The 16,161-nt window shown below is 61.8% G+C and carries 12 protein-coding genes; 5 read left to right on the plus strand and 7 right to left on the minus strand.

Going from position 1 to position 16,161, the window contains the following annotated elements:
- The first annotated feature begins 9 nt into the window (after positions 1 to 9).
- Positions 10 to 732 carry an LssY C-terminal domain-containing protein gene (locus GFM02_RS10620; RefSeq protein ID WP_168321626.1) on the plus strand — a complete coding sequence of 241 codons (723 nt, stop codon included), beginning with the start codon at positions 10 to 12 and terminating at the stop codon, positions 730 to 732.
- A 465-nt stretch (positions 733 to 1,197) separates the two neighbouring features.
- Here GFM02_RS10620 and GFM02_RS10625 read toward each other — a convergent pair whose 3' ends face one another.
- The 5 genes from GFM02_RS10625 to GFM02_RS10645 all read right to left on the minus strand — a co-directional run bounded on the left by GFM02_RS10625 (position 1,198) and on the right by GFM02_RS10645 (position 7,859).
- Positions 1,198 to 1,845, minus strand: coding sequence for a MarC family protein (locus GFM02_RS10625; RefSeq protein ID WP_168321627.1), 648 nt, complete (start codon positions 1,843 to 1,845; stop codon positions 1,198 to 1,200).
- 79 nt (positions 1,846 to 1,924) lie between these two features.
- Positions 1,925 to 2,326: a hypothetical protein gene (locus tag GFM02_RS10630; protein WP_168269975.1), complete on the minus strand. Its 402-nt coding sequence runs from the start codon at positions 2,324 to 2,326 to the stop codon at positions 1,925 to 1,927.
- A 54-nt stretch (positions 2,327 to 2,380) separates the two neighbouring features.
- Complete coding sequence (locus tag GFM02_RS10635) at positions 2,381 to 4,537, minus strand: mechanosensitive ion channel family protein (RefSeq protein ID WP_168269973.1); 2,157 nt, start codon at positions 4,535 to 4,537, stop codon at positions 2,381 to 2,383.
- Positions 4,538 to 4,581: 44 nt separating this feature from the next.
- Positions 4,582 to 5,895: an alpha/beta fold hydrolase gene (locus GFM02_RS10640; protein ID WP_168321628.1), complete on the minus strand. Its 1,314-nt coding sequence runs from the start codon at positions 5,893 to 5,895 to the stop codon at positions 4,582 to 4,584.
- 143 nt (positions 5,896 to 6,038) lie between these two features.
- Positions 6,039 to 7,859, minus strand: a complete 1,821-nt coding sequence (locus tag GFM02_RS10645) for an adenylate cyclase (RefSeq protein ID WP_168321629.1) — start codon at positions 7,857 to 7,859, stop codon at positions 6,039 to 6,041.
- 146 nt (positions 7,860 to 8,005) lie between these two features.
- Between GFM02_RS10645 and GFM02_RS10650 the strand changes: the two genes are divergently transcribed.
- The 3 genes from GFM02_RS10650 to GFM02_RS10660 all read left to right on the plus strand — a co-directional run bounded on the left by GFM02_RS10650 (position 8,006) and on the right by GFM02_RS10660 (position 10,540).
- Positions 8,006 to 8,263, plus strand: coding sequence for a hypothetical protein (locus GFM02_RS10650; RefSeq protein ID WP_168321630.1), 258 nt, complete (start codon positions 8,006 to 8,008; stop codon positions 8,261 to 8,263).
- A 152-nt stretch (positions 8,264 to 8,415) separates the two neighbouring features.
- A complete protein-coding gene (locus tag GFM02_RS10655) occupies positions 8,416 to 9,522 on the plus strand; it encodes an efflux RND transporter periplasmic adaptor subunit (RefSeq protein WP_168321631.1) in 1,107 nt (368 codons plus the stop codon).
- On the plus strand, positions 9,512 to 10,540 hold the full coding sequence (locus tag GFM02_RS10660; RefSeq protein WP_168321632.1) for a DUF2955 domain-containing protein: 1,029 nt from the start codon (positions 9,512 to 9,514) through the stop codon (positions 10,538 to 10,540). Before GFM02_RS10655 ends, GFM02_RS10660 begins: the two co-directional genes overlap by 11 nt.
- 139 nt (positions 10,541 to 10,679) lie before the next feature.
- Here GFM02_RS10660 and GFM02_RS10665 read toward each other — a convergent pair whose 3' ends face one another.
- Both GFM02_RS10665 and GFM02_RS10670 read right to left on the minus strand, forming a co-directional pair.
- Positions 10,680 to 11,540: an SDR family oxidoreductase gene (locus GFM02_RS10665; RefSeq protein WP_168321688.1), complete on the minus strand. Its 861-nt coding sequence runs from the start codon at positions 11,538 to 11,540 to the stop codon at positions 10,680 to 10,682.
- A 173-nt stretch (positions 11,541 to 11,713) separates the two neighbouring features.
- Positions 11,714 to 14,428, minus strand: a complete 2,715-nt coding sequence (locus GFM02_RS10670; protein ID WP_168321633.1) for an MGH1-like glycoside hydrolase domain-containing protein — start codon at positions 14,426 to 14,428, stop codon at positions 11,714 to 11,716.
- A gap of 330 nt (positions 14,429 to 14,758) precedes the next feature.
- Here GFM02_RS10670 and GFM02_RS10675 point away from each other — a divergent pair, with 330 nt between their 5' ends.
- A complete protein-coding gene (locus GFM02_RS10675; RefSeq protein WP_168321634.1) occupies positions 14,759 to 16,141 on the plus strand; it encodes a DUF3300 domain-containing protein in 1,383 nt (460 codons plus the stop codon).
- Positions 16,142 to 16,161 lie beyond the last annotated feature (20 nt).

Consider the following 16,161-nt stretch of genomic DNA (forward strand, 5'->3'; position numbering starts at 1 on the left):
CACATTGCAATGGAACAGGGGAGAAGCAGTCGAGGCAGATGGAAGTCGGCTGTGGGCGTTCTTGCCGCCGTCTTCGTGGCCTATCTGCTCGTCTGCTACCTGGTCATGCCGGAGCTTTGGATCTTCCGCGACCGGAGCACTGTTGCCGATCTCAGCCGGATGGTCACCACGACCGGCGACGACATTCCGGGCGACCCGATCAACGTCGGCGTCGTCGGCCCGAAGCAGCAGGTGATTAAGGCCTTCGCCGCCTCGGGCTGGGATCCCGCCGACAGGATAACATTACTCTCGTCGGTCGAAATCGGCCTGAGCGTGGCGCTTGATCGGCCGGATCTCGATGCACCCGTCAGCCCGCTGTTCTTCGACGGCCGGAAGCAGGATCTGGCTTTCGAAAAGCCTGTCGGGCGAAGCGCGGACGAGCGCCACCACATACGCCTCTGGCAAACGGCGACCGTCGGCGCCGACGGCCAGCCTCTGTGGCTGGGCTCCGCCAGCTTCGACCGCGGCGTCGGTGTCAGCCACGACACCGGGCAGATCACCCACCATATCGGACCCGATCTCGATGCCGAGCGCGAACTGGTGATCGGCGACCTCAAGGCCGCCGGGCAGATCTCCATGACCTACGAGCGCGCAGGCGTCGGTGCGACAAAAGATGGTCGCAACGGCGGCGGCGATCCGTACTTCACCGACGGTCGAATCCTTGTAGGGGTGCTGAGATCGGCCGAGCAATAGGATCGGCGGCGGCTGGACCAGGGCGAGGGAGCGACCGCATTGATGAGACTGCTGTCTTCGCCAAGCCACGCTGCTTCCTGCACGATGCTTTTACGAAGGGCTCGAGGAGGTCAGTTGAGCCGCTCTCGTGATGGCCGGTGGGGCACGCGGCGGCCAGGCTGGAAAACTTCCTCGCCTGCACGCGCGCCAGCGGTCCGACAAAACCTGCCGGCGATGCCAAGTGGGTCTACCTTGTTCGCAACGAGGCGGAATGGGGGCCTGCGTCCAGTTTCCGACGGACTGCCCTACTCCGAAGGATGAAATTGCTGATTCCTGATAGCGCGAGACGACCCGAGAAATACGCCAAGTAGACTGGAACCACTGCCGAACCCTTTCGGCTCAAAAGTGTTACCTATGTCTCAGGAATAGACCCCCAGGCTTTCCGCGCAAGGGATCACAAATCCGTAGGCGGGCATGATGCCGAATCTAATGCACAGCGGCCGGGGTGATGATCCCGAGATTGCCAAGTCCGGCGACGATCAGCTGGACTGCGACTGCGGTCAGCAGAATGCCGAAGACGACCTCCGAGACGATCATAGTGACTGGCTTCATACGCTTGGCGAGCTTGTCGATGTTGGTGAACACCAGATAGTCCAATGCGCCGACGATCAGGATAAGGCCGATGACAAGTATCGCGCTGGCGATCGAGACGACTTCGCCGGAGGCGATGATGATGACCGTAATGCCGACAGGATTGAGCAGGTAAGGGACCGCAAGCGGAAATACGGCCAGCTTGTCGGGATCGACGGGCGCCGCAATATCGTCATGCGACTTCTCTGTCGGTCCTGATGCCATCTTGATCGCGATCAGCGCGAGGATGATGCCACCGGCGACGGCGACGGCGCCGCCCGTGATGTGGAGAAGCCGCATCAGCAGAGCGCCGGTGGCAAATAGGATCAGGGCCGTGACCACGGCGATCTGGACCATCTGGCGGCCGATGCGCACCTTGGTTTGGGTATCGAAGGCGTGGGTCTTTTCCAGAAACGGCACCAGGGCAATCTTCGGCCCCATGCCGATCAGAAGCAGCAGGAGAAGTTTTCCGACGAGTGCGGCATCGATGACTGTGAAATCCATGAAACGTGCCCTCTAAATTTGTGATGCGGAAATCGAGACGAAGAGAACCAAACGAACTCGTCAGTTTTTCTGCGAGCACTCAGCGCGGGCACTCGTCCCAGAAGCCCGTCGTCTTGGCGGGCGAGGTGTAATACCAGCATTGACCGGATTGCGGCGGCGTGCCTGCCAAGGACACGGCGGCAGCTCCGGCGACGAAGCCGATGGCAGCACCTGCGGCGATGGCGGTGCCCGGACGCCAGTAGCGGCGAGGGGTGACGACGACGACGCCGCGCCGGACAGGCGGGCGAACGACGGGGCGGGTGCTTCCGACTGCAGCGCATCCCCGCGGTCCGCAGGCCGCGGCACCGCAGCCTCTCGGACCACATGCCGCCACGCCACGACGGGCGGCTTCGGCCGTTACGGGAACGAGGACGGGCGCGCAGACCGTCATCATGACCGCAAGGGTCGCAAGCATGTGCGACAGGATGACCAGGATCTTCATTTCATTTCCTCCCATTGTTCTCGTGTGTCGTTCATTTCCTCGAAGATGCCGCCCTCAGGCCGGGTTTGCGGCACCGGCCGCGTTGTGTGCTGCGAGCGTCTGCTGGGCAGCGGCTGCAACAGCGTCGTCCTTGCCGCCGGAGACCTGAACGGTCGGCACGGCGAGCTTGATGCCGTTTTCGTTGAACGCCTCATGGATCATCCGCAGAGCCCGACGCTTCAGCGTGAACTGCTGGCCGGGAAGCGTCATGACCTTCATGCGCAGGAGCAGGCCGGAGTCGCCAAGGCTGTCGATCCCCTGCATCTTCAGCGGCTCGAGCGTCGTCGGTTTGAACTCAGGGTCCTCGAACAGTTCCTGGCCAATCTTCTTGATGATCTTGCGGGCTTTCTCGATGTCGGAATCGTAGGTGACGGTGATCGTCATTTTCTCGATCACCCAGTCGCGGCTCATGTTCTGCACGGCACCGAGCTCGCTGAAGGGGACGATATAGACCGCGCCGCGGTGGTGCCTGAGCTTGACGGATCGCAGGCTGAAGGATTCGACGGTGCCTTTGTAGCTGCCGCTCTGGATATATTCGCCCACCCGGAAAGCGTCGTCGAGCAGGTAGAACATCCCGCTGATGACGTCCTTGACCACTGTCTGTGCGCCGAAACCGATCGCAACGCCGACCACGCCGGCGCCGGCGATCAACGGGCCGATCTCCACGCCGAGCGACGACAGTGCCATCATGATCGCGACGGCGACGAAGAGGATCATGAGGACATTGCGAAGGATCGGCAGCAGCGTTCTGAGACGTGTGCGCCGCCGCTCCCGTTCGCTGCCGACTTCGAGGACGGCTTCGGTGTCGCCGAGCTTGCGATCGATCAGCACTTTCACAACGCTCCAGGCGAGGTCGACGACGAGCAGAATGATGCCGGCGCTGAGGAGGCCGCGCACAAGGCGCAGAAGCGGCGAATCCTGCATCGTCATCTGCGTCAGCCTGATATCCAGGGCGTTGGCCAGCAGAATGATGGCGCCGACGATCAGTGCCGCCCTGATGCCGCGCTCGACGATCACCGAGACGACGGTGCCTCTCTTATGGCCGTCCTCTTCGTCTTGGGAAGAGCGCAGGATATTGTCGATAGACGCCTTGGTGAGGGCGATAGCGCCGGGCAGTGCGGCACAGACCACCGCGATCCAGAACAGCCTCATCGCACCCACCACCCACAGCAGCCAGACGGCAACGAAGTAAACCGTCCAGAGCCAGTTCCGCGCCCGCAGGCCGATGCGGCTGGCCCGGCCGGCCGTCAATCCGGACGGACGTCTCCAGACAGCTTCGATGCCGATGACGAGGAGCACGAGGCCTAGGGCATAGGCCACGAGTTGCCGCGCCGGGACGGAAAAACCGTGTGTACCGAGCAAGCGGATCGTCACCCAGCCAAAGGCATACCAGCCGACGAGATAGCCGAGGCGTTTCGCCCAATGGCCGGCGGCATCCTTGGTGATCGGTATGACACGAAACCGGCCTTCCTCCTCTGCTCGCGGTGCCAGAAGCACGTCGAAAAGGGCGCTCGCCAGACGGAAGACGACGATCGCAAAGAGGTAGCCGACGACGATTTCCCGAACGATCGGCGGCCATTGGAACAAGAGGAAGAATCCGATGCTGCCGAGCCCGAACGACAGGACGAAACATGCCGCCCACAGAAGCCTCGCGGCCAGTGCGATCACCCTCTGGCGAACTGTGGCGAAGGGCGCGCGCGTCATCCACGAACGCCAGCCGGCGCTGATCCACCAGAACAGCCATTGCGCAGCCAGCCCGACTGCGACGAAGGCCGCGACCAGGAAGATCGGCCGCGTTCCGCCGTTCGCCTGGACGTCGCCTTGGAGCATGGCCGCGCCACGCATCGTCTCGGAGGGAAAGGATTTGATAGCTCCGAGAAGGCTGGAAACATGGACACGGAGCCGCATCGCAAATTCCGAGAACGAAGGGTCGGCATTCGGCGTTGCGACAGGCGGTTCCGTGACGACCCGGGCTGCTTCCGATTGCTGCTGCAGGAAGCGCTGGACATCCGGATCCGAGAACATGCCGATAAAGCGCCGGACACTTTCAGGCTGCGGGCTGGCAGGCGTCGCGCTCTGCGCCACGGCAATGGAGGCACAAAGGAGAATGGATACCAGGGTGGCTCCGATGAGAAGCGGCCTGACCATGCGGATCTTGGAAAGTAAAGGCATCGTCTATCCTAATCTCGATGAAGCTGTTGCCGGTTGCTGAAGCGCTATTGCCTGCATGTTTCCTTCGATCGGCCCGCGGCAGTGCACTCGGACGCCTTCGGTCGCGTACCCACAGGACCCGTGAGGCCGCTGACCTGGCCGGCGTAATTATCTCTGGTGTCGGCATCGACGACGGCGACCGGGGCGGCAAGGATCAGGCCGGCTGCGCTGCCCGCCGCCGCCGCTGTGCTCGTTGTCGCGGCGAGGATCTTGTCCCCGAGCCCGACCCTGCTGTCGGTCAGCGTCTGGCCGTCGGAAATCCGCGCGCCGATGAGCTGAACGACCTCGGGCGATTCGGCGAATTTTCCGTGGTTCAGCCTGTCGCCCGCCTTGACCTTGGTGAGGTCGATGACCGTGATCTGGTTGTCGGCCAGTTCCTTCTTGAAGGGGGCCTGCTCGGGATCGATGGCGCCGAGTCTGGCGACGTCGCCCCATACCCTGCGCGATACCGCGAGCGCGCGATCGTCTCGCGAAACGAACAAAGTGAAATTCGGATGCTGCTTGCCCATGTCGACGATCTGCTGGCGGAAGACATCGACATCGACGTCGGGCGAAGCCAGCATGACATTCTTGAACTTGGCAGGGAGGCGGCCGTTGCGGATCGCCATCTGGCGAAGCGCTTCCAGCGCCAGCCAGTTCCCCATCGAATGCGCCAGGATCGAGACTTCCTTCACCTCAGGATCCCTCGCGAGATACTGGAAGAGCGTCTCCAATGCGTTGCGCGTGTAGTTGGTGCTCTCCCTGTCATAGCCATAGGCGAGCAGACTGCCGCGCGACGGCCATGTCACCAACACGGGCGCGCTGTGCACGCCGGAATCCTTGACGATCTGAGCGAAGCGATAGACGGAATCTTCGAAACGGTTGTTGAAGCCGTGGATGAACACCAGCACGCTGCGGTCGCGGCTCTTCCTGACAGAGGCGCTCAGCCATTTCTTGGCGTCGTCGCGCGTGATCTCCTCGGCTTTCAAGGTCGCAAAGTCGGTGGCCGGGTTGGATGGAAGCCTTCTCGGCCAGGCGACTTCGCCGATCTTGCGGACGTTCGCAGGCGGGATGGATACGGTGATATCGGCAAAGGCCGGGGCGAGTGCGCGCTCGCCTGTGAACATTTCGCCTTGGATCGTGGAGCGGCTGCGCGTCGTGGTCACGAGCATGCCGACCTTGGTGGCGTTCGGCGCGCTATCGGCAACCGGGACGAGGACGTTCTTCGGGTGGCCTCCGCATCCGGCTAATATGCAGAGCAGCAGCAGAGCCGAGATCCATTTCAAACCCGGGGAAAGGCTTGGTTGAATTCGGCCGTCACGACATTTTGCTGTGCTCACCGGCGTTCCTCATAGCCCTGTCAAATTGGTACAGGCCCCGACGCTGCACGCCGCGGCGGTCGAAGTCGGCACTGAGGCCAGACTATGCGAAGACGAGATGGCGTGCCCGTATGATCGGGTATGTTACGGTCGGGAAGACAGTATCAGCGGGGTTGCAGGTCCGAGGTGGCGGCGGTCGACGCGATCGCATCGGGATCGGGCACCGTCATCCCCGCCTTGCGAAGTCCTTCGATCAGACGGTCGCGATCTTGGGGCTGCATGTTGCGCATTGCGAGTTCCGTTACAACGTTCGGCAGGAAGTCAGGTCGTATGCTGACGAACACCTCTCCTTCCCGGCGGGCGTCGTCCATCATTCCAGCCTCTGCGTAGATGATGGCGGCGACAACATGGAAGAGAGGGAACTTCTGCATGTTCGCCTGCCTGATCTCCAGCACGGCGGTGTGGTTGTCGCGGAGCATATAGGCGGCCAGGGCTCGCGTTCCGTGGTAGAAGCCGCCGCTGCCCGGATTGAGGGCGATAGCCTGGTCCAGCAGGGTTGCTCCGCGCTGCCACTGGCCGCCGATCGCAAGCCGGGTTCCGAACTCGCCCATCAGTTCGGTGTCATTGGGGTTGGTGGCGAGCGCCTGCTCGCCCACGCGCAGTGATTCAGCGAGCTGCCTGTCGAAGAACAGCGCCGTCATTAGTGCTTGGAGCCCGCGCGTATTGCTTGGATCGATCTGGGTTGCGCGCCTGGCGGCATCGAGTGCACGCTGTATGGCCGAATCCAGGCCGGGTGTCGGATTGAATTTGTAGCGGTCCTCATCGAGATAGACGATCGACAGCATTGCCCAGGCGGTCGCGTAGCTCGGAAACCGCGCGACCGCGGCCTCGAGGCAATCCCGGACGCGCGCATGCGCTTCGGCGCTCAGTTCGGAACGATAGGCATAGAAGCGCAAAGTGCACTCATACGCACCGAGATCATTCGGCGGCGGACTGGCGGCGTCGACCTGTGCCATGACCCCGTAGGGCTGGGCGATGGCGGTCGCGACCTTTCTGGCGACATCCGTCTGGATCGCAAACAGGTCTCCCGATGCGAGATCATTGTCATAGTTCTCCGACCAGAGGATTTCGCCGTCCGACGTATCGAGCAGCCTCGCCGTCACACGAAGGCGCTTGCCCGACGTGCGTACCCCGCCGGCAAGGAGATAACGCGCGCCGAATTCGGCCCGGATCTCCGATGCGCCCACATCCGCTGGGAGGGACTTGGACGTTTCGCGGCCGAAGACCTTGATCTCCTTGAACCGTGGCAGGATGGTCATCAACTCCTCAGTCAGGCCAGCTGTGTAGAGCTGTGCCTCCGGCCCTTCGCCGAGATTGGCAAACGGGGCCACGACGAGGGCCGGCCGATCGGGCGACAGGCTTGCAACGCGTTCGAGCGACGGAGCGGGAGACCGCGCCCCGATCCAATAGAGCGAAATAGCCACTGCAGCGAGCGCAGCAGCACCCGGCAACAAGACCCGCCTTGCGCGCCACCAGCGTCCGGGGCGAACCTCAAAGGGTGATGTTTCGCCAGCGTCTTCGTCTCCAATGTCGACTGACGCCGGGCAGGACCAGGCGAAGGTTGGAACATATCCGCCCTTGGGGATGTCGATCCTGACCGGGTCATGCTGCCCGGCAACGAGATAATAGCGCTCGAGCGACCGCCGCAGCCGTCCGGCCTCGATCCTGACCACCGGGTCGTCCTGGGTGAAGCCGGGATCCCGGCCAAACACCTCGATCGCGATCGAATAGGCTTTGATCCGGCTGCCCCGACCCTCGAGAGTTTCCGAGACGACATAGCGGAGAAACGCTGCCGCGCGACCGACGCCTGGAAATTCAGGGCTGGAGACGACACGTTCCAGTTGCTCGCTGATATCGTCGGCTTGAGGCGCCGGCCTTGAAGAAATGGATGCAGCAGACCCCTCTGCTGGTGTCGATGTCTGCATGTCTGTCCCCAATCCCCCGTGGAGTCACATCACTGCCAGACCGTATGTTACGGTAACATACTCCACGAACCGATTGCCGTCCATGAAGATCGGGATCTGGCACACGTTGCAGTGGCGACGTCTCGAATGCCGGTAAGGAGTGGACCATGGACGAAGGCGTGACCGCAGTCCGTCGGCAGTTTCCAGCCAGGATCAAGGCGATCGACGATCTCTCTGCCCGCAGTGAGGACTTTCGGGAAATCTGCAGGGACTTTGCCGACGCCCAATCGGCGCTGCGGAAATGGAACGTCTCAACCGATCCGAAACGCGACGAGCGCGTCGTCGAATACCAGGATCTGATCGCCGAACTCTCCAAGGAGATAGAGGGCGCGCTTGACGCCTCGGTACCGCCAACCGCTCGCTGACGAGGCGAGACTAAGCACGCGGCAAGCCATCGCGAGGCGTATGTTACGGTTACCTACTTGCGTTCCATCGCCCGGTAACGACCATCGCGACAAATGTCCGGCGCTGAAACTTTGCGCTTCCACGAAACGAAACGCCTCCGAAGGATATTGCCGTGGTTTCCGAAAACTTGGACGAGCCTGCCATTTCCCCAACGCCTCGGAATCCACTCCGCAGGATAGCACTCATCGTCCTCCTCCTGGCGCTCGTCCTGTTCGTCCTCTCCATCTTCATGGAGCGGCGCACGCCATCGACCTCGCAGGCTCAGGTCCAAGCCTATATCGTCGGCATCGCGCCCGAAGTTACCGGCCGGGTGGTGGAAGTCGACGTCGCCGACAACTCGCGCGTCGAGGCCAATCAGATTCTCTTTCGTATCGATCCCGAGCGCTATGAACTCGCGGTCAGTGAGGCCGAGGCGAGCCTTGCAAGTGTCGGCCAGTCAATGGGCGCGTCAACGGCTGCTGTCGATGCGGCGCAGGCAAAGCTCGTAACGGCCCAGGTCGATCGAGACAATCTTCGCGAACAAGCCGCGCGCGCCGCAGAGCTGGAAAAGAGGGGCGTGTATTCCAAAGCGCGGGCTGATTCAACCAAATCGGCTTTCGGTCAGTCAGAGGCGGCCGTCACCGGTGCTGAGGCTGAGCTGGCCAAGGCCAAGGAGCAGCTCGGGCCGAGCGGAAATGACAATCCGCAGCTCCGGGCAGCTCTGGCAGCGCTCGAAAAGGCACGACTCGATCTGGTGCGGACCACCGTTCAGGCACCTTCGGCCGGGGTCGTGACCAACCTCCAACTTACAACCGGTAAGGTCGTGTCGGCCGGACAGTCAGCCATGACCTTTATCGATGTCGGAACGATCTGGATCACCGCCGCCTTCAAGGAGAACAGTCTCGAGAAGGTGGCAGTCGGCAACCGGGCGGAAGTCCTTTTCGATGCGCTTCCCGGCCGGTTGTTTCCGGCGCAAGTCGAGAGCGTTGGTTTCGGCGTATCGCAAGGGAGCACGGACCCGAACACCGGATTGCCGACGATCCGGAGCGATAGCGGCTGGGTCCAGGAGCCGCAGCGGTTTCCGGTCCGGCTTATCATCGAGGAGGCGCAGCGGCCCAAGGGCGGCGTACGCTACGGCTCGCAGGCGACCGTCGTCATCTACACCGGCGACAACCCGGTCACCAATGCCTGGGGATCGCTCTGGATCCGCATCATGTCGGTGCTGACCTATGTCCGCTGAGAGGAGCCCCGCGGTCGAGGAGCAGAAACGCAAGGGGCTGCGGGTTGCGTTCGCGGTCTCGATCGGCTTCACGCTCGCAGTCTATGCGGGGGCCATTGTGCCCTTCCTCGGTCCGCTCTTTGCCGCCCAGTTTCTGCTCGGAAGCTCGCGGCCGATGCCGCTCGGCAAGACCATCGGGGCGGCGATGATCATCCTGATCGCCGGGATGACGATGATGGTCCTGACCAACGTGCTCGGCGCCCGTCCGGCACCCTTTCTGCTGATCCTGGGGCTGACCTATTTTGCGTGCTTCGCTGCACAGTCGACGGGAAAGGGAGGACCGGCCGTCTTTCTAGTGCTTGTCGTTTCGATCATCGTGCCTCTGCTCGGCATCCTGAACAAGGAGCTCGCCAATTCCATCCTGTCCATCCTGGTCGCCGGGGTGTTGTCCGGCACGGCTCTGATGTGGTTCGCCCATGCGGTCTTTCCCGAGCCGTTCTCCCCGGAGGTTGAGGCGGTGGCGATCGACGAGCGGCCGCTGGCCTTGGGTCGGGCGCTGGCAAACACGGTCATCCTTCTGGGCTCCGTCGTGATCTGCCTGACGAGCGACAACCTGACCGCTGCGGCGGTCATTCCGATCACCGTAGCGTCGCTGCTTGGGCAGCTCGACGTTGCCGCGAGCGCGCGGACGGCGATCGGGCTCGTGCTCGTCAATCTGTTCGGCGGCGTGGTCGCCTCCATTGCCTACGCCGCGCTCTCGCTGCGTCCCAATCTTTTCTCGATCTTCCTCATCGTTCTCGTCGTCGTCCTCCTCATCGGAGGGCGCGCGGCTGCTCGCTCGAAGGACGCCCCGGTTTTTGCCGGCGCCCTGACAACCTTCCTGATCCTGTTCGGCCTCGGGGTCTCGCCTCTGCCGGGGAGTGCTGCAGAATCCTTCGCCACCCGCATCGTCTATGTCGCAGCAGCCTTGATCTACGCGCTGCTGTTTGCCGTGGTCCTGTGGCCGCGGACCAGCAACGCGAAAAGTATATCGGCATGACGCACTTACTTTGGCAGCGGGCTGAGATGCTAGAACAGGATGATTTTAGGCCGGGTCGGCCTAAAATCATCCTGTTCTAAATTATATAGTGAGAGCATGATGTCGTCCGAAAACCGATCACACTTTTCGGCATCATGCTCTAGCCGCCGGTTTCGAAACCGGGGTAGAGCGTCATTCCGCCGTCGACGTAGATCGTCGAGCCGACGATGTAGTCGGTGAAATCAGACGCAAGCCACACCGCCGTCCGGCCGATCTCCTCCGCCTCGCCGATGCGCTTGTACGGGATGAGCTTCATCAGCTCGGCGTAGGCTTCCGAGGTTTCCCACGCGCTGGCATTGATCGGCGTGCGAATGGCGCCTGGGGCGATGCTGTTGACGCGGATGCGCTTTTCGGCGACCTCCTGGGCCAGGCTTTTCATAAGGAGCATCAGTCCGCCTTTCGACGCTGCATAGTTCACGTGTCCTGCCCAGGGGATGACTTCATGGACCGAGCTGATGAACACGATCTTGCCGGCTGCCACGGAAACATCGGGCCGTACGCCCCGTCGGAGAAACTCCCGGACGGCCGCGCGCGAACATAGAAACGCCCCCTTGAGGTTGACGTTCATGACGGTGTCCCATTGGGCGCTCGTCATCTCGTGAAAGGGGGCATCCCTCTGAAGTCCGGCATTGTTGACGAACACGTCGACCGTGCCGAATTCCTCGACGGCGGTCGCGAACATCGCCTCGACTTGCGCCTCGTTGGCGACGTCGGCCGCGACCGCAAGCGCCCGCCCACCGCCCAGCTGGATCTCGTCGACGACCCGCGCGGCGTCCTCTGGTGCCGTGACGTAATTGACGACCACGTTCGCTCCGGCCTTGCCCAGAGCAAGGGCGATCCCGCGACCGATCCCGGAATTGGCACCGGTAACAAGGGCAGTCTGGCCCTTCAGCAGATGGACCGGTGGCAGGGTTGGAATCACCGGTTGAGGCAGTTGCCGGTTCTCATAATAGCTTTCCATGATCACCACTCCTCGTTTGCCGGAGTCGAACCGTCCGGCGTGATTCGATCGGCACCGCCGAGCATTTGCGGCTAGAGCATTTCCGTTTTTCTTCGAATCACGGAAGCGCTCTATCTCTTTGTTTTCACGCAATTCCGGACGCAAAACCGTTGCGCAGTTTTGCTGAAATTGCTCTAGGAGGTCTTGGCGCGTTCAAGCCACGTCTCAGCAGAACCCGAGGCGAACAGATGCATCGCCCGAGCGATGAACCCGGTCCAGCCCGTCTGATGGTTCGCGCCAAGACCGGCGCCGTTGTCGCCGTGAAAATATTCGTAGAACTGCAGACAGTCGCGCCAGTACTGATCGTCCTGGAACTTGGCTTGCCCGCCGAAGACGGGCCGCTTGCCGTCGTTCCCTCGCAGGAAGATGGCCGACAAGCGCTGGGTAAGTTCCTCGGCGACCTGATAGAGGTTCATGTGACGGCCGGAACCCGTGGGACATTCGACGGTGAAATCGTTGCCGTAGTAACTGTAGTATTGCAGCAGCGCCCGGATGATCAGACCGTTCATCGGCATCCATATTGGACCGCGCCAATTCGAGTTTCCGCCAAACATGCCGCTGTCGGATTCCGCCGGGAGATAGGCTACGCGGTGCTCATGATCGCCGACCTGGAAGACGTAGGGGTGCTCATCGTGGTAACGCGACAGTGCCCTGATGCCGTAGGGACTGAGGAATTCATTTTCGTCGAGCATCGTCGACAGCACACGACGGAGCTTGCTTTCGTCCAGTATCGAGGCGAGCCGGCGATCGGCGTGGCCCGGCTTGCGCGGGTCATGGATGAAGGCGATCAATTCCGGGCGGGTATCGAAGAAATGCTTCATCTGCCGGGTGACTTCGGGATACCGTTGGTAAAGGTCGCCCTCGAACGCTGTGGCGGCGCAGAGCGGGAGCAAGCCGACCATAGAGCGGACCTTGAGACGCTGGGCCTGCCCATCCGGCAGGCGGAGGACGTCGTAGAAGAACCCGTCTTCCTCGTCCCACATTCCGACCTCGTCGCCTGCGTGGATCATCGCCGACGCTATCCATAGGAAATGCTGCGTAAACTTGAGCACCATCTCCTCGCCGCCGGCACCCTTGAGAGCCAGTTCGCTGGCGATCTCCATCATGTTCTGGCAGTAGAGCGCCATCCATGCGGTGCCGTCTGCCTGCTCGAGGTAACCCCCGGTCGGCAGCGGCGCACTGCGGTCGAACACCCCGATATTGTCCAGCCCAAGGAAGCCGCCTTCGAAGACATTCTTGCCGGATCGGTCCTTGCGGTTGACCCACCAGGTGAAGTTCAGAAGCAGTTTCTGGAAGGATCTCTGAAGCCAGGCGACGTCGCCTTTGCCTGACCGCGCCTGCTCCAGACGGTAGGTGAAGATCGTCGCCCAGGCGTGGACAGGCGGGTTGACGTCGCCGAAGTTCCACTCGTACGCCGGTATCTGCCCGTTCGGATGCATATAGGCTTCGCGCAGCATCAGATCGATCTGATCCTTGCCGAAGTCGGGATCGACCATCGTCAGCGCGATCACCTGGAATGCCAGATCCCAGGCCGCATACCAGGGGTATTCCCATTTGTCCGGCATGGAGATGATGTCGGCATTGTACATGTGGTGCCAGCCGTCGTTGCGCTGTGCGATCCGGCGCTTCGGATCGAACGGATCGACGCCGTGTTCGTCCAGCCATCTGTTCACGTCGTATAGATAGAACTGCTTGCCCCACATCATGCCTGCCAGAGCCTGACGCATGACATCGGCCGCGTCGGCCGTCATCGATGGCGGCGTGATCGAAGCGTAGAACTCGTCGGCTTCGCGCCGGCGCGCCTGCATCGCGTCGTCGAACGAACGATCGAACATTGGCCGGACATGTTTAGATCCTGCAGCCGGCGGCACGTCGCAGAGCCGCAACCGCAAGGTCCGGGATTGCCCGGCATCCACGATGACGACGTAATGGGCCGCGGCCTTGGTGCCGATCTGCTGCGGGTTCACGGCGTCGGCGCGGGCATGCACGACGAAACTGTCAATCCCGTCCTTGACGAACGGAGTAGTGTTTGGAACGTCGAACAGACGTTGCGTGTTCGTTTCATTCTCCGTGAACAGCAGTGCCGGCGAGCCGTCGCAATAGAGATATCGTGTGCCGTCCGCTTCTGCCGGCAGCCCAGGCGCGACTTTGGCCGCGATCACAGCTGGAGCGTCATTCGGCTCCACACGTTCCAGGGTTGGCTTGTCACGTTTTTCACCCCAGGACCATCTATTCCTGAACCATAATGTCGGCAGCACGTGCAGAGTGGCCACTTCCGGACCGCGATTGGCAATGGTGATCTCGACAAGGATGTCCTCGGGTGCTGCCTTGGCATATTCGACGAAGACGTCGAAGTAGCGATCGGCGTCGAACACGCCGGTGTCGATCAGTTCGTATTCGAGATCGCCTTTCCCACGCCGGCTGTTGGTGTTCACCAGGTCGTCGTAGGGGTAGGCGGCTTGAGGGTATTTATAGAGATACTTCATGTATGAGTGGGTCGGCGTCGAATCCAGGTAGAAGTAGTACTCCTTCACATCCTCGCCGTGATTACCCTCACTGTTGGTAAGGCCGAACAGCCGCTCCTTCAGGATGGGATCCTGTCCATTCCAGAGGGCCAGCGCAAAACACAACCGCTGTTTGCTGTCACTGATACCCGCCAGACCGTCCTCGCCCCAGCGATAGGCGCGCGACCGGGCCTGGTCGTGGGTGAAGTAGTCCCATGCATCGCCACCCTCGCTGTAATCCTCGCGGACTGTTCCCCACTGCCGTTCGGACAGGTAGGGCCCCCATTTCTTCCAGTCGGCTTTTCCGTCTCGCGCCTCCCGGAGGCGCTGGGATTCAGCATTCATCACGCGCCCTCGCGGTCACTGATAATTGGCGTGCCATATCGCCTTCAAATGAGGCTGTGGTCCGTGCCCATGACTTCGCGATCGAGGGGCCTGCGGTCGATTTTAGCCTGCGCGCTGAATTCTGCTTTTGTAAGTGTGTTACTGTAACATACGTCCTAGATCAGTCCCGAGACTACGCCTGGAGCTGTCTTTGCTATAAATTTGGAGCAAAAGACGGCTTGGCCGATGTTTAGCTATCAATCCTCCTCTACTCGGAGGAGTATGCGGCACGAGCGAAGATACAATAGTCGACAGCCTACACACCATGTCTGACCGCAAGGAGGATTTGAGATGGCTAGACCTCATGCATTGTTACTCGCCACGGGACTGTTCCTGCCTTTTGCAGGGTTCCCGTTTTCGCCACATCCGATGCCGATCGCCGCTGCGCAGGAGCCTGCCGCTTCCAGTCCCGTCGCGGCGGAAGACGACGCGCCGGCGCCGCTGAGCGAGGACGAACTCGAAATCCTGGTGGCGCGGATCGCACTTTATCCGGACGAACTGGTCGCGCTCGTCACATCGGCGTCGCTCTATCCGCTGCAGGTCGTGGAAGCAGCCCGGTTTCTCGACACCTTGAAGAAGCAGCCCGGGCTCAAGCCGAAGACGACGTGGGACGGCAGCATCGTATCGCTGCTGAACTATCCCCAGATCGTCACGATGATGAGCGACGACCTAGACTGGACGCAGTCTCTCGGAGAGGCGCTCTCCTACCAGCAGAAGGACGTTCTAATCGCCATACAGCAACTGCGCGACAAAGCGGTCGCCGACGGCATCATCAAAACGGACGACAAGATCAAGGTCAGCCAGGAGAACGACAACGTCGTGATCGTCTCCGCCAGTCCCGATAAGATCTACGTTCCGCAGTATGCGCCGGAGATGCTGTATGAACCGAACTATGCGGCCGCGCCGATCGGCTACTATTCCGAGCCATATCCGAACTACTACTATCCGACCGCCACCTTTTTCGCGGGCGTGGTGACCGGAGCAGTGTGGGCGGCTGCCGTCGACTGGAACCGTTGGGGCGTATGGGGCGGGCGCTGGAACGGCAACGTCGATATCGACTGCAACAATTGCCTCAACAACATCAACGGTAAAGTGAATATCAACGACGTCGACTGGAAGAATGTCGATCGCAGCAAGATCGGGTTCGACGGCGCACAGTTCAACAATATCGACCGCAGCTCCTTCCGGAGCAGTATCGAGGCGAATCCCGGCAACAGGGTCGGAGCTAGAGGCAACGATCGTGCGAACGCGGTTCGCGACCGGCCAGGTAAAGTCAGCGTCAACGATGTCCGCAAGAGCAAGATCGATGCGGACAGGATCAGTGCTGCTGGCAACAAGGTAAGCAATGCGGGAGCGGCTCCTGGGGGCGGGAAGGCAGCGCAGGCTGCGCAGAACCGCAGGCCCGACGCAAGGACGGCGAACAGAACTGGCGAAAAAGCAAGGCCCGGGGTCAACGCCAAACGCCCGGTCGCAAAGCCGAAGCCTGCGGCCCGGGTCGACAGCCGGCCGAGAAAGCCATCAGCCCTCGGTCAGGTCGACAGCGGCAAGCGCGCCCAGATGCAGTCCAACCGCGGCAGACAGGCCATGGCCGGGAGTAATCGCGGCGGCGGTAGAGCAATGCACGGCGGTGGCGGCGGCCGCGGCGGTGGTGGCCGCGGCGGCGGTCGTCGGTGACCGAAAGAAGGAGGAAAGTC

The sequence above is a fragment of the Rhizobium leguminosarum bv. viciae genome (assembly GCF_012276115.1).
Classification (GTDB): domain Bacteria; phylum Pseudomonadota; class Alphaproteobacteria; order Rhizobiales; family Rhizobiaceae; genus Rhizobium; species Rhizobium leguminosarum_T.